At 47.9% G+C, this 21,643-nt stretch carries 15 protein-coding genes; 4 read left to right on the top strand and 11 right to left on the bottom strand.

Annotation, left to right across the window (positions count from 1 at the left end; genetic code table 11):
• Window positions 1-200: 200 nt before the first annotated feature.
• The 10 genes from H3001_RS16170 to H3001_RS16125 all read right to left on the bottom strand — a co-directional run bounded on the left by H3001_RS16170 (window position 201) and on the right by H3001_RS16125 (window position 17,133).
• On the bottom strand, window positions 201-671 hold the full coding sequence (locus tag H3001_RS16170) for a lipocalin-like domain-containing protein (protein WP_178243905.1): 471 nt from the start codon (window positions 669-671) through the stop codon (window positions 201-203).
• Window positions 672-692: 21 nt separating this feature from the next.
• Complete coding sequence (locus tag H3001_RS16165; protein ID WP_181215492.1) at window positions 693-1,517, bottom strand: DUF1573 domain-containing protein; 825 nt, start codon at window positions 1,515-1,517, stop codon at window positions 693-695.
• A gap of 24 nt (window positions 1,518-1,541) precedes the next feature.
• Complete coding sequence (locus H3001_RS16160; protein WP_178243909.1) at window positions 1,542-3,644, bottom strand: S8 family peptidase; 2,103 nt, start codon at window positions 3,642-3,644, stop codon at window positions 1,542-1,544.
• Window positions 3,645-3,680: 36 nt separating this feature from the next.
• Complete coding sequence (locus H3001_RS16155) at window positions 3,681-5,510, bottom strand: BACON domain-containing protein (RefSeq protein ID WP_178243911.1); 1,830 nt, start codon at window positions 5,508-5,510, stop codon at window positions 3,681-3,683.
• Window positions 5,511-5,533: 23 nt separating this feature from the next.
• A complete protein-coding gene (locus tag H3001_RS16150; RefSeq protein ID WP_178243913.1) occupies window positions 5,534-8,161 on the bottom strand; it encodes a DUF4458 domain-containing protein in 2,628 nt (875 codons plus the stop codon).
• A 28-nt stretch (window positions 8,162-8,189) separates the two neighbouring features.
• Window positions 8,190-9,725, bottom strand: coding sequence for a BACON domain-containing protein (locus H3001_RS16145; protein ID WP_181215491.1), 1,536 nt, complete (start codon window positions 9,723-9,725; stop codon window positions 8,190-8,192).
• 14 nt (window positions 9,726-9,739) lie between these two features.
• On the bottom strand, window positions 9,740-10,657 hold the full coding sequence (locus H3001_RS16140; RefSeq protein WP_178243917.1) for a DUF4984 domain-containing protein: 918 nt from the start codon (window positions 10,655-10,657) through the stop codon (window positions 9,740-9,742).
• A 17-nt stretch (window positions 10,658-10,674) separates the two neighbouring features.
• Window positions 10,675-12,201 carry a RagB/SusD family nutrient uptake outer membrane protein gene (locus tag H3001_RS16135; RefSeq protein ID WP_178243919.1) on the bottom strand — a complete coding sequence of 509 codons (1,527 nt, stop codon included), beginning with the start codon at window positions 12,199-12,201 and terminating at the stop codon, window positions 10,675-10,677.
• A gap of 20 nt (window positions 12,202-12,221) precedes the next feature.
• Entirely contained in the window at window positions 12,222-15,152 is a 2,931-nt protein-coding gene (locus H3001_RS16130; RefSeq protein ID WP_181215490.1) for a SusC/RagA family TonB-linked outer membrane protein, read from the bottom strand.
• Window positions 15,153-15,720: 568 nt separating this feature from the next.
• A complete protein-coding gene (locus H3001_RS16125) occupies window positions 15,721-17,133 on the bottom strand; it encodes a methyltransferase RsmF C-terminal domain-like protein (RefSeq protein ID WP_181215489.1) in 1,413 nt (470 codons plus the stop codon).
• 185 nt (window positions 17,134-17,318) lie between these two features.
• Between H3001_RS16125 and H3001_RS16120 the strand changes: the two genes are divergently transcribed.
• Both H3001_RS16120 and H3001_RS16115 read left to right on the top strand, forming a co-directional pair.
• Window positions 17,319-18,113, top strand: a complete 795-nt coding sequence (locus H3001_RS16120; protein WP_178243926.1) for a thymidylate synthase — start codon at window positions 17,319-17,321, stop codon at window positions 18,111-18,113.
• 55 nt (window positions 18,114-18,168) lie between these two features.
• On the top strand, window positions 18,169-18,660 hold the full coding sequence (locus H3001_RS16115; protein ID WP_181215488.1) for a dihydrofolate reductase: 492 nt from the start codon (window positions 18,169-18,171) through the stop codon (window positions 18,658-18,660).
• A gap of 238 nt (window positions 18,661-18,898) precedes the next feature.
• On the opposite strand, the gene H3001_RS16110 is transcribed toward H3001_RS16115, so the two are convergent.
• Window positions 18,899-19,375, bottom strand: coding sequence for an Lrp/AsnC family transcriptional regulator (locus H3001_RS16110; protein WP_178243930.1), 477 nt, complete (start codon window positions 19,373-19,375; stop codon window positions 18,899-18,901).
• A gap of 136 nt (window positions 19,376-19,511) precedes the next feature.
• Here H3001_RS16110 and H3001_RS16105 point away from each other — a divergent pair, with 136 nt between their 5' ends.
• Both H3001_RS16105 and H3001_RS16100 read left to right on the top strand, forming a co-directional pair.
• Window positions 19,512-20,798: a M64 family metallopeptidase gene (locus H3001_RS16105; protein ID WP_181215487.1), complete on the top strand. Its 1,287-nt coding sequence runs from the start codon at window positions 19,512-19,514 to the stop codon at window positions 20,796-20,798.
• A 76-nt stretch (window positions 20,799-20,874) separates the two neighbouring features.
• Complete coding sequence (locus H3001_RS16100) at window positions 20,875-21,426, top strand: GNAT family N-acetyltransferase (protein ID WP_178243934.1); 552 nt, start codon at window positions 20,875-20,877, stop codon at window positions 21,424-21,426.
• Window positions 21,427-21,643: the final 217 nt, after the last annotated feature.

Below are 21,643 nucleotides of genomic sequence, written 5' to 3'. Positions count from 1 at the left end.
TCCCCCGTTTTGGCTGCCAAACCTTATTTTCGGGGGAATATCTAAAGATACAAAAAAGCCAACTAATTCGCAATACATTGTGTATGAATTAGTTGGCTAATTTTATACTATTTACTGAGTGTCCCTAAAAAAAAGGAGCCGGCAATCAGAACTTGTCTGTGCCGGCTCCTTTTTTATGCTTGGATAAGCCTTATGGACAATCAGAATCCCAGGCTTCTGCTTCCGTTCTGAATATCTTCAGGAACGCCTTCGCAACGGGTATAAACCAACTTATCGGCTGCGTTGTCCTTAGCTACCAGTGTCAAGGTAGTACCGTCCATGCCGGTTACCACGTATTCCTGCCATTCACCCTGGTCATAATCGTATTCTCCGGTAAGGATGATACCGTAGTCCTCATCTTCCAGGATGCTGAAGGTACCCGAGGTCTTGTGTGAATACATGCTTCCCCATTTCTCATACATGACAAAAGTACGTTCCTTACGTTCGAAAGTAATGTACACATACATTCCTTCTTCAGGTGCCTGTCCGTTCCATTCAGTCAATGTCCATGTTCCCTCCAGTGTTCCCGGAGTTACCACCATCACGTTTTTTTCTGTATATTCATCCTTGCTACAAGCCGAAACTGCTGTCAGCAGGGTCATACACAATATCAGTTTAAATAAATATTTCATTAGACTTTGTTTTTAAGTACGTTATTTTTTATCAGATTGTTCATTCACTCCATATTGTAAAGAGACTTCCAGCATTCTTTCTGTCGGGGAAACGGAAAGTCCTTCCAGCAAAACCTTCAGACTCTTTTTCACGTCTTTGCCCGGCGGAAGTTTCGTACCGTCTATCGCCACTACCAACTGTCCTTCTTCCGAAGGCTGCAGGACAGCCGGAAGGGTGTATACAGACAAATACTCCGGAAGGATGACCTTTGCTGCACTTACCTGCAACGGTTGATCTCCTGCATTCACACAGGCAATCCGCTCCACCCGTTTCTGCCCTTTCCTGACCACTCCGAAGTTGACCTGCTTGCGGCGGAGTTTCAGGTGTCCCATGGCATAACGGTAGTTTTTCCAGAGGGCTGCCGAAGGGGTGACCTTACCGGTCAGTGCCAGAGAGGCTACCGGATACTTGTCCGAACGGTCGGTATAGACCAGTACCTGAGCAAACAATTTTCCCGGACGCCCGAAAGGATTATAGGTCAGACGGATCTGTGCCTGCTCTCCCGGCAAGAGTACCGGACGGTCGATTTCGGCCTGGGTACATCCGCAGGAAGTGGTCATTCGTGTCACCACCACCCGCGTATTCCCCGCATTCTTACAGGAGAAGACATACACAGAAGGTTTGTCGTCCTCGGATATCGTCCCCACCTCTATTTCCTTTTTGTCGAAAGTCAACAGGGTGTCGGCCCCCGCCAGCAGGTCAGGTGAAGTAAGTTTCTCCAACTCCTCATCCGACCATATTTTCTGTGCCTGCAAGCCAGGCACAGAAAACAAGAGGCAAGCCCATATCCAATATTTGAGTGTCATCCGATACATCAAACTTCTCCGAAATTACATCCAACCATTTCCAGAACTGTTGCGAACGGTAATCACAAAAGTCTGGCTTACTGTTTCCTGACCGGCTGTAGTTACCGTTACTGTAGCCTTGGTCGATCCTGTAGCAAGTCCTTTAACTGTCAGCGCAGTGTTGGAAGCACTTACTTCAGCCACTCCCGGATTAGCCACTTCACAAGTAACGTTGGTCAGGCTGCCGAATACACGTACCAGGTCTACCTGCTGAGAAGCTCCTTCTTTCAGATATACATTAGGCACTTTCATCGGCTGACTGCCGTAGTTGCCGCCTTCCACATTTTCCAGTACTTTACCTGCATCAATCAGACCACCCAGTTTGTCTCTGTAAGCCGACAAATCCAGGAGGTTGTGCGGAGCAGCTTCACCAAATGAAGCCCAACCGTACCAGTATGATTTGTAATCATCATACTTGAATGTAAACGGTTTTACAGATTCCAGCAACAGACGACGGTAATCTTCTGCACGGAAGTGCTTTCTCAACTTAGCCGCATAAGAAAGTCCCAGCGCAGCTACACCCGAAACGTGCGGACAAGCCATAGAAGTACCTTCCATATAACCGTATCCGCCCTTGGTAGCGTCACCACCCATTTCCAGGGCACTCATAGGCATGGTAGAAAGTACCAGCGCACGTTCACGCTTTGTTCCTTCTCCGTCACCCCCCGGAGCTGTAATCATGTTCTGGCTTCCGGTCGGAGTACCGTAGTTTGAGTAAGGAGCCGGAGTACCGTCCGGGCCGATAGAAGCTACCGAAATGAAATCTTTGTAAGCTCCCGGATAACCGGCCATCGGTGCATATTCGTTTCCTGCCGCAAAGACGATGATACCTCCTTCAATGACTCCGTTCGGGTCACCTGCATTGTGCAGGAAGTATTCCATCACTTCTTTTTCCATTACGGCTACAGAAGCCCATTCATCATCCGTTTTCGGACCCGGAGTGTAGAAAAGCGGGTTAGCCAGTCCGGAGTTGTAACCCCAGCTGCACTGCAGGATGACTGCTCCGTTATCTGCCGCATATTTTACTGCCTTAGCTTCGGCCAGCATCGTAGCTCCCGCATTTCCGGCAAAAATCTGACACGACATAATCTTTACACCATCCTTGTTTCCTGTACCACCTGCGATACCGCACACACCCTCGCCGTTGTTGTTTACGGCAGCAATGGTTCCGGCCACATGGGTTCCGTGACCTGTATCGTTCGGGTCACCCCAGGTAATCAGTCCAGAGTCAGTTACGAAGTTGTAACCATAACGGTCACCACAATATCCGTTGCCGTCTGCATCCTGTGCTCCACCGACAGTCTCTGCCGAGTTGGTCCACATATTATCTCTCAAGTCCTGATGCGTATACATCACACCTTCGTCCAGCACAGCTACGATGATAGAAGGATCACCTGCACATTTCTGCCAGGCAACTCCACAGTTGACATCGTTTCCGGCATAAGAACCTTCTTCAAATTCAGGAATAGTCTTACCTTCTTCGAGGTCCTCCGACTGATTCAGTACCGTTCCGTCGTTGATGTAATGCCACTGCTTTCCCAATTCCGGGTCATTGAATGCAGCCCCATTCTTCAGCGCACGCGCAGCCTTCAGTGTATTTTCGCTCAGACCCTTTGCACGCTGCTGCGGGTCGTATGCACGTTTGATCTCGCGGTTGAACTCTACAGTAGCCACCTCAGAGAGACGAGCCATGTCGCTGGCCACTTTCACCGGATCGGCATTTTCATCGAAACGGACCAGGTACCACAAGTGCAGACCGCTTTTACGAGTACGGGCTTCATTTTTTCCGTCAACCGGGAACACACGTTCGAAAGTATATGCTCCGGCAATATCCAGCACCTCATCCACAGAAGCGATAGAAGAACGGGACATCTTGCCCCCGCGGCTCAAAGCCCCTGCCTTATCCAAGGCTTCTTCCACTTCGGGTTTAAACTTGACGAACAATTCACCTTTTACAGCATCGTCCGGCAAATTGACAATCGTTGCGGTACCCCCTCCATTGCCTGATCCCGATGTAATATCGGAATCAGAACATGAATACAGGAATGCTGCAGAAAACAAAGCTGCGAATAAATATCTTTTTTTCATTCTTTATCTAAAAGTCTTTATTGTATAATACCCTTTTTATTTTGTCTCTCCGTTATAATTCGGATCCATTTTCGGATATACAGAATAATAACTGTTTTTACTTACAAAATCATCGTATCCCAATTCTTCTGTAAAGTTAGAATAGTCTCTCATGCTTCTCGGCTCACCACCTGTAAATCCAACGGTTTCACCCAAAGAGTTCTTACCCTTGATTTCCTGCTGGAACAACCGTGAATAAGGATTCCAGAATTCCAGATAAGGATGATACAACAACCAGTTAGGAAGTTTACCTGTCAGGAAGTTAAGATTCATATACAATGCCTTCATGTTCGGCCAAACCTTAGTGATCTTATGATCTACCATGAAGCGCTGACCATCCTTGATAGTATCTGAAACCGATTCGAAATCTGAATCCTGGTAAGCGGCAAAATTATATGGTGGCTGCTGCAGGTCTTCATCGGTCGGCAATTCTCCTTCCAGCAAATTTACAGATAATGTCAGATATTCCAACTTTTCCCACTTCAAGAAATCGATGAAGGCATCACGGTCGTTCTTCGAGTTGTATGCCATACCGTTATTTCCGAAACCAGTTTCCCAACGGAAGCCCAGGTCGTCCAGACTCAAGTCGTTTACCACTGATTTGATACGCATATTCGAGATTGACAGATATTTCAGTGCCGGGAGCTTGGTGGCATTAACCTGTCTCAGCCAACTGTTGTCGGTAAAGTTAGAACTGTTCAGTTCCAGAGCCTCCAGCGTTTCACTTTCAAAGTCTGAAGGCAACTTAGTAACACCGAATGCACTGATGTTCAAGTACTTCAGATAACTCTTAGCCTTACCGTCCTTGCCGGTATTCAACGGATGTCCTTTCAGCAGTGTACAGATATCCGATCCCAGTTCAATCTTCTTGATTTCACGGTTCGCGTTACTATAGAATGTCAATGATTCAGCAAAACGCAACTGAGTTACCTGGTAAGGAATAGATTCTTTTGTATCGAACAGCCTGAATGATGCACTACGGATACGTCCCACCATTTCTGCCGGAATCTTCTTGCCATCGATCTTATCGGTAGCCTTCCACAGTGTCACAGTCTTCCAGTTACGCATGTTTTCAGTAGCATCCCAGCCGAACATACCGTTCATGCCCTGATAAATTGCCAATACCGCCAGAGAGTCACCGGCACGGTCATCGGTCAGGATAGGAGCATGTTCCTGAGTAACCTTCAGCACCACAGTTTCCGCTTCACTGTCTTCAGGCACAAAGCGGATTTCTGCCGTACGGTCTTCTTCCTTCGTATTGATTTTCCAGTTGAAACGCAACTTTCCAGTACGAGGACGTTCTCCATAGTCCAGGTCGATTTCCTGGTTCGAAGGGAACTCAATCCATGATTTTGCCTCTTCCGGAATCTGCACGCTGAAGTTCACGTTTGCAGTCACGGTTACATTGAAGAAACGATCTTCATAAGGAGCTGTACTTTCAATACCCAGCTCATTCTTGTCAAGTGAAATTTCCTCCTTGTATCCGAACTGTTTTACTTTAACCGTCTTTACTCCGATTCCCTTTGCCAGGAACTGAATCTGAGTCTCACGGATAGAAGCCAGGATAGAAGAGTCAGCCTTCACCTCTACCGTTGCCGATCCGATTCCGTTTCCCGGAGCCAGCTGCAACCAGGTAGCTTCAGTGCTTGCCTGCCATTCAGCATCAGTAGATACATTGATCAGCGCAGTCTCACCGTTAGGGTCTGCAATCGTAATTTCTTCCTTATCCAAGGAAAAGCCCGAAATCGTCGGCTCGTCTTCTTTACACGAAAACATCAAGCCAGCCAGCACCGACAATCCGATTATGTACTTTGATATATTTTTCATTTCTTGTCTATTTAAATTAACCATTAATCAAACAAGACATCACATCCGCGGATATCCTGTGTCTGATCGTAAATCAGCATAAACATACCAGCCTGAATATAAGGACACAACTCTGCCATATTGATCACGATGTTCGGGTTATCACTGATATCCAGATTATAGATCAGATAAGACAACTGTTCTTCCTGTCCCACATTCACGTCACCTATATCATTACTTCCCAGATACAGTGCACGGAGTCCTTTATGCTTTCCTACTCCCAGCGGCCATTCTGTCAGGGTACGGTTACCATCGGCATCACGCTGTCCACGGATAGCAAACACAGTCAGACGGTCAACGTTGAAAGGCTCGAAAGGAAATTCCGAGAAACAGTTGAAACTTACGTCCACTCCATACAGATAAGGAACATTGATTGCATTGAAATCTGTCGGGAAATCAGACAAGCGGTTGTAAGTCAAGTCCAATGAAGCCAGCATATAGCTCTTTTCTCCGACGATGTCACCTTCTTCGAACGAACTAATCAGGTTACCGCTCAAGTTCAGAGACTCAATTACCGATCCGCCCTGGAACAATCCCTTCGGGAACTTCGTCAGCTTATTTCTTGCCAGTGACAGTGTAGAAACATTGGCACCGTAATTTGCCGGAACCTCTGTAATCTCATTGCCAGAGAAGTCTACTGAAACCATCACGTATACCGATTTCGGATTAAAGAATCCTGTCGGCAGGTTCTTGATCTTATTGTTTGAGAAAGTAATTGACTCTACATCTTCAATTCCACAGAAATTATCAGGAATTGCTTCAATCTGGTTGTAGTCGAAAGTAGCCTGTACCAGGTTGATACCCTCAAAGCGAGGCAATGTACCTGTCAGTTTATTGTAAGCACAGTCAATCTTTCCGAGTTTCTTCAGATTCTTCACATTTTCAGGCAAACGGGTTGCATTGTTGAAGCCCATATAAAGTACCTGAAGAGTAGCCTGAGATTTTCCACCACACAGTTTTTCCAGTCCCGCATTGATTTCTTCCGAGCTCCACTGCTTGTTCATCGCAATGTTCAGCTGAATCAGTTCAGGCATTTCAGCCAGCACATCAGGGAATTCCTTCATCAGCGGATTATTGTAAAGCTCCATATCCGTACATTTCTTCAGATTACCGATTGTAGCCGGCAGTTCTGCCACCTTAGAGTTGGCAATGTACAGGATTTCCAGATTTTCCAGATTACCGATAGCCTCATCGATACCGGTAATACCGTTAGTCAGCTCACCCCAGTTGATATCACGTGAAGCAGGCTTGTTCTGCTTTTTCACTTCAATACCTCTTTCCTTGAATCCCCACAACAGCGGTTCAGAGAAATCAGCTCTGATATCGTGTGACGCATAGTTGTCCATATAGTCATTACGGAGAATCTTCAGATTTTCCGCAGTCGGATTCATCATAGCCTGTGCAAATTTCTTGCGAGACTCAACCGATGAACCATTAGGTACATTCGGGTGCTGTTTGTCGTTATGAGTACCCAGATACAAAGTCTGCAGTGCAGTCAACTGTCCCAGTGCAGCAGGAATCTTTCCTTTCGGACTGAACTCACCGATAGACAATGAGATGACACGTCCTTCCGCATTCAGGTTTACTCCCGGCTGTTCGCCCCACATATCGATATCCTTATCGAAGTTCCAGTTTACTCCCTTCGGATAATTTTCACCAACATAGTACCAGTCAGTCTCACCGCCGGTAGCCAGCCAGATTTCCTTCAAGGCAATATAGTCCTTGATGTAATCAGCCGATTCCTGCAAAGTCAACGGGATTTCCACCGGCTGTGCTTCCGGATTCTGGTTGTCGTATACAGTAAACTCAGTACCTTCTTTCAGTACACCCACTTCCAAAGTGGTTTTATTCTTATCCGATGTCCAGACCTCAGTTACCGTATAACGTCCGGCTTCCAGAGTAATCAGCGAATCAAGTACAGCATACGAAGTTTCAGAATTGTCTTCATGGAAACCATCTTCTACTTCCACATCCACGTTTTCAATGTGTGTCACTTTCTTTGTATCCATGTTTTTCACATCGAAAGTCACACGTGCCACCGAACTGAACGGATAGTATTTTGTTTCAAGATCGGCGCGTGAACCGGTTCTGCTGACAGCACTCAGGTCCTTCACCAGATGGAAACGAACCTGTCCGCGCGGAACCACATTTACCAGAAGATCCTGAATGCACAGACCACCACGTTCTACCATGAAAGAAGTAGGTGCAGCCGGTTCTCCAGCGTAGATTTCCTTTTCTACCTTATCGTACAGATAAAAACCGATCAGCTGATAAGCTCCTGCTACCAGTTCCAATTTTTCAGAACGCATTCCATATTCTGCATTTTCAGCGTTATAAGCGCTTACCGGCAATGTATACGAAGAGGTAACTCCATTGCTGGTCAATACCACCTTCACCTTTTTGGCGTCATACAGATACTCCAGTTCCGAATCGCTTGCACGCGAAGCACTCTCACCATAAGAAGCTTCTTTATACAATTTAAACTGAACATATCCATTTCCTCCCCCTTGCAGCTCGTCGTCATCGTCCGAACATCCTGTTGCAAGCACAACAGTCAGTCCCAGCAAGACAGGAACAAACAGAAGTTTTTGTAATAATGATGTTAGTTTCATATGTTAATCTTATCTTTTATCAAAACAATTATTCAACAATAATAATCAGGGCCTTGCACGGCATAGGATAACCGGCTGAGAAGTCAGAGAAAGAAATAAACATGGTCTTGTTTACCGTACCGTCTACTGAGAAGCTTCCACCCATGGTCATGCCAGGATTCCACTGTTCGGTGAAGTCTTCACCTTCCATTGACATGATCATCATACCATTCATTCCATTTACTTCCGGATTCCACTGTTCAACCGTCAGCTTCGGATTTACCTGCAAGAAATCACCAGCCTGTACTTTCACATGGAATATCTGGTCAACCGGTACCTGCGTAGCTTCAGAAATCATTTCACCATATCCGGTACCACCGTCTCCCTGCAAGCATTCCAGAGATTCATAACCGCTCCGCAACACCTCAAATCCGGTAGCAGCTACCTGATTACCCTGCTGGGTAAAGTTCCATACAATATACTGTTCATATTCGGTCTTGATGGCCGTCATGTCTTCAATCAGTGCATTATCCACACTGTTCTGCAGTTCTGTCTCATATACATAACGAGGGAATGCCAGAATATATCCGCTCCGTTCACCACCAGTGTTTTCCGAGAATGCCGGAATCGAAAGAAGTCCCTTGCCATTGTCTTCTACAGTGAAGAAATCACCTCCGTTCCACTGGTCAGGCTCCTTCAGTCCATTACCCTTACCGTCATCAAACAAACGGACCAGCTGATAGTCGTAATCCTTAGTAGCGATTTCCACTTGCAGCGGGAAGCTTTCCTTAGCCGTATCATCATCTCCAGTCAGAGATCCGGCCCAATAAATGTCACCTTCCTTGGCCACATTCCAGTTCCAGACATTTCTCAATGAAGTCTCAAAATCTTTGTCGCCCATACCTGCGTAGTTGACAGGGAACGCATAAGTCGCTCCGGTTTCCAGCTGCTTCAACGTCAGAATTCCGCTCTGTGCAGAAACCTTTGCTTCCTTAGTCACCTTCAGTACGATGTCCGACGGACGACCTGCAAATCCTTTCAGCGGCAGATCATCAACCGACAGCCATTCCGGCAAACCTTCGGCAGACAATTCCCAGTCGAAGTTCGCATTCAGGGAGATTGTAGTCTGACTTCCCGACTGTCCACCCACATAGGTAATTTCCACCGGATGTTCGTTATCGTAACCTTCAATCACCAGTCCCTTTGCATTACGGGTAATCTTCGCAATCACCTGCGACTGTCCGCCCATGTTCAGGGCAACCTCAGCCGTAGCTTCTTCAAATCCCCATACGTCGTCGGTTATTACCACCTGAACGTTCTGTTCACCTGCACCTCCGACCAACATCGGCAGGCTCTCTTCTCCCGATACGAATTTACACCAGAGTCTGGAAGAAGTCAGTGTCCAGTCTGCATTTGCAGTAAAAGCCAGTTCAGCGGTTTCTCCTGCTGCCGACAGCACAATTTCCTCTACCTTATCCGGGAATACAGGAGCAACAGCTTCGTTTTCGTCATCAGAGCATGCCGGCAGAAAAGCCAGGCCACAAGCCAACAGACAAGCTCCGGTAAACCATTTCATATTTTTCATTGTACTAATCACTCTTATTTGTTATTCAATCCCAAATCACGTTCCAGTTTCTCATATTCGGCCTTGCTGATCCATTCCACTACGTTCAGGAATGTACCTACCTGACCCACTCCTTCTACATAGAGTGTCATGTACTGCAAGAAGTAATGCTGACACACATTATAATATGACATTACTCCCTGAGGCTGCATGGCGCGCAACTTATCGTCTCCCCATACATTTCCCTGGAAAGCTTCTCCAGTAGAACCGACTACCTGAGGATCCCATTTCAGATTAGGACTCAAAGGATCGGAAGCGTCGAAAGTAACCTTCATATCGTAACCCTTGTACAGGAAATCAGGCAACACAATCGTGTTCGGCTCATCTTTCGGGTCTGTACTCAGTTCCGGTCTCAGCAGAATCACTGAAGTACCCTGCATGTATTCATCAAAGAACGTAGAAGTCAGTTTGGCATAATTGTTGCCTTCGCCCACAAACAAGTTCATATCCAGCGGACAAGCCTTGCGGAACACCACCTTGGTCTCAGCTCCGTATGCATCCCAGATATTCTTTTTGTCTGTCACCAGACGCAGCATCACACCCAGTGAGTCGGTATCTTCCATATTGTTGAATCCACCACGGATTTTCACTGCCGTAGCCAGCTCTCCGGCCTTGATGGTAATGGTATTTGAAGCCAGGCTGAAATGTTTGCCTTCAATCGCATTCGTTCCCTTGTCTACCACCTCAACACCGTAAGTACGGTCGTATCCCTGAGCTGTAGTTGCCGCAACGGGGATATCATAATAAGTTTCCCCATCCTGAATCGTGCAAACCTGGAATGTATCGGCAAACATTACATAGTCCGGTCCGCTATAAGTGGAATGTGTCTCACTGCAAGCAGAGAACATTGCAGCTGCCACTGTCACGCCCAATCCAAATAAATATTTTTTCATGTTATTTCACCCTTTCATTAATACTTGTTACTTTCATTCGGCAGAATCTGAGAACCCGGAGCTTCCAGTTCATGCAACGGAATCGGCCATACGAACATCTTATCATCTTTCTCTACCTTCAGGCTGCTTCCCACAGTCAGAGACTGAGATTGCGGTTTACGTTCAAAACCTCTGTGCCAGCGTTTCAGGTCCTGCAGACGGAAACCTTCCATATACAGTTCACGGACACGTTCGTCGCTGATGGCATCCAGCCATTTGTCCTTGTTGACTACGATATTACCCGAAGAACTCATACGTGCACTGCGCAACTTGGTCAGGTCTTTTCCAGCCTCACCGAATTTGTTGAGGTTACAGTATGCTTCGGCACGGATCAGGTACTGTTCCGACAGACGGAATACCTTCGGCATAGAAACGTGCAGGATACCATAGAGTTCAGTAAACTGCTGGTTACCGAAGTACTTGATCAGCAACGGCCAGCTCAACTGATGACTGTATCCGGTAGCCATATCCTGGAAGAAAACTTCATAACGCAAGTCGTATGCGTCATACAGTCCCAGTACCCACGATGCCGGTACATAATCCGGACGGACAGTAGAATAGTCGTAATTAAAGAATACCTTACCCAGAGCACCCCCGTAAGAAGTAGCTGTAAACGCAATTTTCCAGATTGTTTCAGTTGACTGGTCATTGGTCCACATATATTTATAATAGCTTACTCCCTGTGAAATCTGCTCGTTGCAGCTAGACAACTGATAGTATCCGCTGTCGATTACTTTAGTAGAATACTTCACAGCCTCGTCCCACTTCTTCATATACAGGGCCACGCGCGCACGCAAGGCATATACAGTATATTCATTAAAATAAGGAGAATCGAACAAAGTAGTACTTGACGGTTCCTCATCCTCGTCGAGTGCCAGACCTTCGGCAGCCAGATCCAGTTCATCCAGTACAAACTGGTAAGAATCCTTCAAGGAAGCACGCACCATCGGTTCGTCACCACGGTAGTGACGTGAGATAACCACACCCAGTTCGTTGGCAGCTTCCTCATCACTTTCGTACGGCTTGCAGAACAACTTGATCAGTTCCGCATATGCCAGGGCACGTGCGAAATGCGCTTCACCTGCACACTGGTCCAGTTTATCCAGGTCATCCTCTTCCGTAACCTTTGCACGAACCTTCTCAAGGTTGTCAAACAAGAAGTTACATCTTCCGATTACTTCATAAAGAGCCGCATACACACTTTCGATATCCTTGTCATTCGAAAGGATGTCATTCCAGCGCCAGATAGAACCGTACACACCGGTATTTCCATTCACTCCGTACACCAGGTCGGTCTGGATATCCGGCAGCAAAGTCAGGTTACCGGAGTACAAAGCCGAACTTTTAAAAGCATCATAAATACCAATCACCGCCTGGTCTACATCGTTCACTGTCTGAATAGCCTGATCCGAAGGAATTGCATTTTCCGGATACTTGTCCAGGCACGAAGAAACCGACAATGCAACGGCAGCCAGTACAATATATGTTTTGATTTTCTTTATCATTTTCTTATATTTACTAATTATTAAAATGAAACTTCCATACCCATAGTAAACTGTCTTGAAGCCGGGTAGCGTCCCAAGTAGATATTACCCGAATATTCAGGGTCGAAGCCGGTAAATCCGGTTACAGTCAACAGGTTTTGTCCCTGCAGGTACACACGTACAGAAGAAAGGCACTTGCTCTTGCGCAGCAGTGACTGCGGGAATACATAAGCCAATGTCAGGTTCTTCAGACGCAGGAAAGAAGTATTTTCCAGGAAACGGTCGTCGAGCTGAGCGATTTCTCCGTAACGAGGAATGTCGGTGATGTCACCCGGTTTCTTCCATCCGTCGTACAACAGACGTTTTGACTGGTTGTAAGCCGAGAATCCACCGTTGTTTTCTTCAAAGTAACGGTCGTTGTTCATTACCCAGCGGTCGGCCATCCAGCTGAACTGTGCAGACAGCGAGATACCCTTCCAGCTCAGTGCAGTACCGAAACCACCGGCCCAAGGAGCGATGAATGTCTTACCGGTCATCACCTTGTCTTCTTCACGGAACTCAGTAGTGATTTCACCGTCTTTCGTATACCACAGCTGTTCACCGTTGGCAGGATTTACACCCGCATAGCGGTTCAGGTAATATTCGTTCACCGGATGTCCTACCTGATAGCGCAAGCCGGTAGTAGAGTTGGTATATTCAGTCACACCGTTATACAGTTCCTTCAGTTCGTTGAAGTTGTAAGAAACGTTTGCATTCAAGTTCCATACAAAGTCATCTGTACGGATCACATCTCCGTTCAGGTTCACTTCAATACCGCGGTTCACCATGGCACCGATGTTTTCCCAACGTTCACCTTCACCCGAAATAGCATACGATTCAGGCACCAGCATCAACATATTGGTAGTGCTCTTGTTATAGAGTTCGATTTCTACATTCGCACGGTTGAAGAATCCGAAGCGGAAAGCCAGGTTGGTTGCCCAGGTAGACTCCCAGCTGAAGTTATCCAGACTACTCTGTGCCGGATAAATACCAGCCTGGTCATTGTAGTTAGGACCTCCGGCTACCAGTCCCAGACGGGCATAGTCAGAAATTTCCGAGTTACCCGATGTACCGGTACTTGCAGAAATCTGCGCGTTGGTCAGCCAGTCGAACTGCTGCATGAATTTCTCCTGCTTCAGGTTCCACATCAGACCTACCGACCAGAAGCTACCCCAGCGGTTGTTCTTACCGAAACGGGAAGACGCATCCGCACGCAGTGAGAAGTCGGCATAATACAGTCCTTTATAATTATATTCCGCACGTCCGAAGAACGACAGGAAACCATAAGAAGTAAATGTTTCCGGCCAGCTGGTTGCACGGATACCAGAGGTCACGTTAGTCAGCAAGTCATTGGTCTGTCCGGTAGTTGTTACCTGAAAACCTTCGTAACGGTAATCGATGGCTTCCTGTCCGAGCATGAACGTGAAGTCATGATCCTGACGATACTTCCAGCGGTAAGTGGCAGTAGTCGTTTCGGTCAGGTTCATACCGTCGTAAGAACTGCGTCCGGCAGTACCCAGTCCACCGTTCAGGATGTAGCTCGGGAACGACTTCATAGAAGAAGCATTGTGTGAGAAATCCACACCAAACTGCGAACGGATGGTCAGATTCTCAATCGGAGTGATTTCAGCAAATACCGTAGACAGGATTTTGTATTTCTTGTGCTTCACCGGATTGTTGTCCATCCATTCAATCGGGTTCTGTCCGATACCTGTCCATGAACCGTCGCTCTGAGAAGCAATCGAACCGTCTTCACGGTACGGATTCCAGTAAGGCAACATCATGCGGCTGGCAAAGATCGGAGAAGCCAGACTAGGCTGACCTTCGTCGGCCTGTTCGATTTCCTCGTACGAAATCATGGTGTTGGTTCCCATCTTCAGCCATTTGCTGGCTTTTACTTCCGCATTGGCGCGGATATTGTAACGGCGGAAAGAAGATCCCTGGGCGATACCGTCCTGATCGAAGAAACTTCCCGACACGTAGTAATTCAAGTTTTCAGTGGCACGGTTTACAGACACCTCGTAGTTCTGCAGCGGAGCGTGGTCGTTGAACACCATGTCCAGCCAGTTTACGTTGGTCTGAGACAGCTTGGCATAATCCTGTCCTTCGTCCAGGCCTACCATCTTCTCAAACTGGATACGTTCGTTGGTATCCATCATGTGCCATTCGGTACGTGCCAGCTGAGAAAAACCGTACTGTGCACGGAAGGTCACCTTCGCCTTATCCATAGACAAACCGCGCTTGGTAGTAATCACTACTACACCATTGGCAGCACGCGCTCCGTAGATAGAAGTAGAAGAAGCATCCTTCAATACAGATACCGATTCGATATCACTTGGGTTCAATGAAGTAAAGTCGCTGCTTTCTACCGGAACACCGTCCAGGATGAACAAAGGAGCCGTTCCTGAGTTAATAGAGTTGGTACCACGAATCTGGAAAACCGCAGCCTTGCTGGGCTCTCCCGAGCTGGCTACTACTGACAATCCCGGTGCCTGTCCCTGCAGTGCCTGGTCGAAGCTTGCAGTCGGCACATTTTCCAGTTTATCAGACTTCACAGTCGAAACCGATCCGGCTATGGTTCCTTTCTTACGCACACCGTAAGCTACTACCACCACCTCGTCTACCATCTGAGTATCGTCCTGCATGGTCACGTTCAAGACCCCTGTCTTGGTGTTTACCTGAAACTCCTGCGACTGCATTCCGATATACGAAAACACCAGAGTAGCGTGTGTACCCTGAATTCTCAACTCATAATTACCGTCAATATCGGTAATTACCCCATTTGTAGTTCCTTTCTGCAAAATGGAAACTCCAATCAATGGCTCATTGCCCGCCTTCGACACAACATTACCCTTTACAGTAAAACTCTGTGCCAAGGCAGTATGAATGCCCAGCAATGCAAAAAAGACTACCCAAAGAAAAACTCTTTTCATCTCTAGTCTGTTAATAAAAATTTAAATTATTAATAATATGCATCAGAAGAAATGCCCAGACAGACGACTCCATCCGGCATTAATATATTCCCCTATCAAACCAATCTTAACCTTATTCGCAATCTCATCCACTAATACTTCCCCTACACAAATTATTGCTCTCTCATTGTTTACGTGTCTATTATTTTCATTATCCCCCTTGTATTACTTGCTTATTACTACATTATCAATATTCATTTTCGGAGCACAAAGATACAATAATTATGCATAATAATAAACAAACAGATAAACTCTATTTATAAAAACTTTATATTTAATTTAAAAAAGTAGGTTAAAGAGTTGCAGATTACATATATTCAGTATTTATATGCAGATTGTGTAAGTTGATAATGCAACAGGGGGGAGATTATAAAAAAATGATAGCACACCGCAGGGGGGTACTATCACCTGCCGCTGCTCCCTGAAACTGCAGGGAAACAGCGGTCTGAAAGAGTAATTCACACAACCGGAGTACAGAAAGAGGGCGACTGAATGTCAGCGAAAAGACGGACCGACTTCTGAACCTCCGTTAGAGGCAGATGACCTCATCGGGCAGATAACCGCTGCGGATGCGCCATTCCTGCGGATAAAGATTGTTGGCACGGTTGCCGATATTCTTGACAAATCCGACGGGCAGTCCGGCATAAGTAAGCAGTACCATTCCCTTCGGTACGCCGCCGTCGAGCACAATGGCTTCTTTTCTCAAATAGGCTATTGCCTGTTCATAACTGATCTCTGCCCGTACGAATGCATCCGCGCACAGGGCAGTCGACAAAGCCAGTGCATGGTGAGGCACCCAGTCCCTGCCCTTCAGTTCGCATACCTCGACCCCGGCATGCAAGATGCGCAAGTGCTGCTTCAACAGGGCATACAAGTCATCGTATGCCGAAGGAAAGGCCCTGACCGCTCCCTCATCCATCATCCAGGTCCAGTCGGAAGAAGCATCCAGCCATCCTTTCACTTCTTCCGGGAACGAAGGCACGGCAGCCTTCTTCCGGTTGGCCTTTCCCCGCTTTTCCTTAGTCTTCGCCGCCGGGGAAACCGCCATACAGTCGCTTTCATCTCCCGATTTCCGCAAGACAGCCAGGAAGAGTCCCTCGCCTACCGTACGGTGCGGCAGGAAGCGGTAGACCGGAAATTCCCCACCCAGCAGGTTGCCCGTAATGGACCAGCTGTCAGGCACTTCCAGCGAAAACACTTCGGCCCCGAGTTCACGGGAAATCCAGTGCACATTTTCTTCGTTCTCGTGAGTATTGTAGGTACAGGTACTGTAAATCAGTATTCCGCCGGGCTTGAGCGCGGGCCAGATGTCTCTCAGAATGCGGCGCTGACGCTGCACACAGAGGTCGACGTTCTCGGGACTCCATTCCGTAATGGCTACGGGATCCTTACGGAACATGCCTTCTCCCGAACAGGGTACGTCAGTAAGAATGACGTCGAACACGGGTCCGAGGTCGGTAAAATCGGCCGGGTCGTTCTGTGTCACGATGACTCCGGGATGCCCCCATTTGATCAGGTTTTCGGCCAGTACCTGCGAGCGGTTGCGCATGACTTCATTGGCCACCAGCAGACTGCCCGGAGGAAGGACGCTGCGCGCCAGGGTGGACTTTCCTCCCGGGGCGGCACAGAGGTCGAGCATTACCACGGGGCCCTCTACCCAGCGCCGCAAGGCCTGTTCGACAAACATGGAAGAGGCTTCCTGCACATAGTAGCCGCCGGCATGGAACAAGGGGTCGAACGTAAAGGTAGGACGTTTCGACAGGTAATATCCGGAGGTACACCAGGCTACCGGAGTGGCAGCTTCCGGGATACGGCCGCATTTGGCTGTATTCATCCGCACGCTGACCGGAGTATCGGTCTGCAGGGCTTCCTGAAATGCTGAAAAGGTTTCGTTGCCAAGCAACTGCTGCATGCCGGCGACAAAAGGGGCAGGTAGATTCATATGTGTTGATTTTATATCCATTTATACGGGTACAAAGGTACAACAAATGGCGGTTACACACAAACTTTCGGCCTTCGGGGAAAAAGGAAATCGGGGCAAGGGAGGGGGAATGTGAAGCTATCTCAGTTTTTTGTATTACCTTTGCGGCATCAAACATTTTTAAAAAAGGAAATAGCTATAACGATATGAAACAATATTTAGACCTGCTGCAGCGCATCCGCACCGAGGGGGTGAAGAAGGAGGACCGGACGGGAACCGGCACCATCAGTATCTTCGGGCATCAGATGCGTTTTAATCTGGAAGAGGGTTTTCCGCTGGTAACAACCAAAAAACTGCACCTGAAGTCAATCATTCATGAGTTGCTCTGGTTCCTGAAAGGGGATACCAACGTGAAGTACCTGCAGGACAACGGAGTACGTATCTGGAACGAATGGGCGGATGAGAACGGGGAACTCGGACATATCTACGGATATCAGTGGCGCTCGTGGCCGACGTACGACGGAGGGTTTATCGACCAGATTTCGGAGGCGGTGGAAACCATCAAGCACAATCCGGATTCGCGCCGTATCATCGTAAGTGCCTGGAACGTGGCCGATCTGGACCGGATGAACCTGCCTCCCTGTCACGCATTTTTCCAGTTTTATGTAGCCAACGGCCGCCTGAGTCTTCAGATGTACCAGCGGAGTGCGGACTCTTTTCTGGGAGTGCCGTTCAACATTGCTTCGTATGCGTTGCTGCTGCAGATGATGGCACAGGTAACGGGACTGAAGGCGGGCGATTTCATTCACACGCTGGGAGATGCGCACATCTACCTGAACCACCTGGAGCAGGTGGAACTGCAGCTGACCCGCACGCCGCGCCCGCTGCCTCAGATGAAACTGAATCCGGAGGTAAAGAATATCTTCGATTTCAAGTATGAGGATTTTGAACTGGTGAACTACGATCCGTATCCGCACATTGCCGGTAAGGTATCGGTATAAGCCGCACGGGGATTTTCCAGATTTATTGATTTTTTTTGTAACCGGACTGAATGTTATGATATTATCCATTATTGCGGCCATCAACGCCGAACGCGGACTGGGCTTTGAGAACAAGTTGCTGTACTGGTTGCCCGAGGACTTGAAGCGTTTCAAGAGACTGACTACCGGACACACCATCATCATGGGAAGGAAGACCTTTGAATCGTTGCCCAACGGGGCACTTCCGAACCGGAGGAATGTGGTGCTGAGCCGTTCCGGGCAGGTTTTTCCGGGAGCGGAATGCTTTGATTCACTGGAGGAAGCGCTGCAGGCGTGCCAGGACGAGGAGGAAGTGTTCGTCATAGGGGGAGCAAGTGTATACGAAGCGGCACTGCCGCTTGCCCAACGGATGTACCTGACCGAGATAGCCGACAGCGAGAAGGAGGCGGATGCCTTTTTCCCGGCTTTCAGCGCAGAGGAATGGAAAATCAGCCAGAAGGAAACGCACCTTCCGGATGAGAAGCATGCATATGCCTACAGTTTTACCGACTACGAGAAGATGTCCTGAGGAAGGAAGGGCATTTTACCGTAATCCGTCAGATTACACATAAAGAAGTTTTCATAAAAAGCCCGCGGTGTTTCAGCAGAAACACCGCGGGCTTTTTGCGAAAGACGGCGAGGTTTTCCCTCACGCATCAAATTGTATTTCCCAACCGAAAACGGCAGTCGGCCTTGCTCCTGCCCTTCCCGGGAAAAATCGTAGTATCGTGTTTTTTTACGCAATGCATCCTGCCTGCAAACGGACCTTACTCCTCATCGGCCAGGTCCTGAATCGGCATCTGACGCTTGATGGCCTCACGGAAAGAAATAATGGTTTCCGAACGGGCCAGTCCCAGCGGCTGAAGCTTATCGTGGATGATGTTCAGCAGGTGATGGTTGTTCTTTGCGTAGATTTTGATAAACATGTCGTACTGTCCGGTGGTAAAGTGACATTCCACTACCTCCGGAATCTCCTTCAGCGCTTCGGTTACGGAGTCAAACTGTTCCGGATCTTTCAGGTAAAGACCGATGTAGGCACAGGTCTCATAACCGATTTTCTCCGGATCAATCACGAATTCGGAACCTTTCAGTATACCCAGATTGGTCAGTTTCTGTATACGCTGATGGATGGCAGCTCCCGAAACATTACAGGCACGGGCCACTTCCAGGAAGGGGATACGTGCATTGTCGGCTATGAGCTGCAAGATTTGTTCGTCTAGCTTGTCTATTTGATGATGTCCCATTGATATGATTTTTATCCATGTGCAAAGATAATATATTCTTCGGTAAATAAGATAAGATTTATAAGTTTCCTGCATGATTATCCATTAATTTAACAGGATAATCTTAACTTTGTAAAGAAACTAAGAGGAAAACGATATGAATAGAAAATTTTTTAGTATGGCCCTGCTGGGACTCTGCCTGCAGGCGGCTCATGCCGGAGATTTTGAGACGTATTTCAACGACCGGACGCTGCGGGTGGATTATGTATTCAGCGGCAATGCCTCGAAGCAGGAGGTGACCCTCGACGAACTGGTTTCGCTGCCGCAGTGGGCTGGAAGAAGGCACGCGCTCGACAGTCTGGCACTGGAGGGAAACGGACAGATTACGATGAGGGACAAGCAGAGCGGGAAGGTTATCTACCGGACTTCTTTCTCGAGTCTGTTCCAGGAATGGGTAAGTGAGAGTGAGGCGAAACGCGTGACCCGCAGTTTTGAGAACTCGTTTCTGTTGCCTTTCCCGAAGCAGCAGGCAGTGATTACCGTAGAACTGAAAGATGCGCACCGCAAGACGGTGGCTTCATTCACTCACGAGGTCAATCCGAATGACATTCTGATTCATCAGAAAGGGTATCATCACGTGACACCGCACCGCTACCTGATGAAAAACGGCCCGGCAGACAAATGCATTGACATTGCCATCATGGCCGAAGGATATACGGAGGCGGAAATGGAACTGTTCTACAAGGATGCGCAGGCGGCTTGTGAGGCTATCTTTGCTCACGCTCCTTTCAAGGAACTGAAGGACCGCTTCAATGTGGTAGTGGTATCTACGCCTTCGCAGGACAGCGGGGTCAGCATTCCGCGGAAGGGGGAATGGAAGGAAACGGCTGTAAGCGCGCATTTCGACACGTTTTATTCCGACCGTTACCTGACGACCCGCAGCGTGAAGAAGATGCACGACTGGCTGGCGGGAATCCCGTATGAGCACATCGTAATCCTGGCCAATACGGATACGTACGGAGGTGGAGGTATTTATAATTCGTACCTGCTCACTACGGCGCATCATCCGATGTTCAAGCCGGTGGTGGTGCATGAGTTCGGACACAGCTTCGGGGGACTGGCAGACGAGTATGCATATACGGAAGATCCGAGTCCGATGTACCCGTATTCCATCGAACCGTGGGAGCCTAATATTACCACTCTGGTGAACTTCGAAAGCAAATGGAAGGATATGCTGCCGGAGGGTACGAAGATTCCGACGGCTCCGCAGACCGATCCGGCTAAGGTCTTCTCTGAAGTCGGAGTATACGAAGGGGGCGGATACAGCCTGAAGGGGATTTACCGACCGGTAACGGAGTGCCGGATGAAGATCAACGAGGCACCGCGGTTCTGCCCGGTCTGTGAGCGTTCGCTGACGAGAATGATTCACTTTTATACTGACTGAACAGGACGGGCGGCCAGTTGGCGGCAATCAACCGGATATGCATGAACAGTAATAGACCACATATAAATTGATTATTATGATAACACTTAACTTGATCAAGACTTCTCATCCCGACTATGAAGGGGTGGAAAAACTGCTGCTGGCGGCTTTTCCGGAGGCAGAACGACGGGATACCGGCTTGCAGCGGAAATTCACGGATGAGAATGAGAAATTCCAGTGCTATGCCATTCGGAATGAGGAGATGTGCATCGGAGTAATTACGGTATGGAGCCTGAACGGATTTCATTACATCGAACATTTTGCTACGGTACCGGAGGTGCGTAACAGGGGCTATGGAAAGGAAATCATGGGAACACTGACCGGGCAGTTGAAAGGGACTGTCATTCTGGAAGTGGAAAGACCGGAGGATGAAATGAGCAGACGGCGCATCGGGTTCTATGAGCGATGCGGATTTACGCTCTGCAAGCAGGATTACCTGCAGCCTCCTTATCGCAAGGGTGGAGAGGCTGTGCCTCTGTATCTGATGTTCATTCACACCGAGAGCATCGACGGACAGTACACACAGATCCGTGACGAAATTTACAGGGAAGTGTATCAGACTACACCGGAAGCAATACTGGAAAAATAGTCGGATACCAACCTCCGGAAATCCCGTCAGTACGTTGGAAAAAGAGGATAAAGACTTCAGTCATCCGACGACATTCTGTTTCAGCATTGCTGAAAAAGGGATATTCAGTAAATGTCCCTAAAAAGTAAGGTGGCATATAAAGTCGATAGAGTATAATCACTTTATATGCCATTGCTATTGCCCTTTTTCTGTGTTTTTTCATATAATCCTATCAGTT

It is taken from the genome of Phocaeicola faecicola (assembly GCF_013618865.1).
GTDB lineage: Bacteria > Bacteroidota > Bacteroidia > Bacteroidales > Bacteroidaceae > Phocaeicola > Phocaeicola faecicola.
This window is presented reverse-complemented; position numbering and strand designations above follow the sequence as displayed.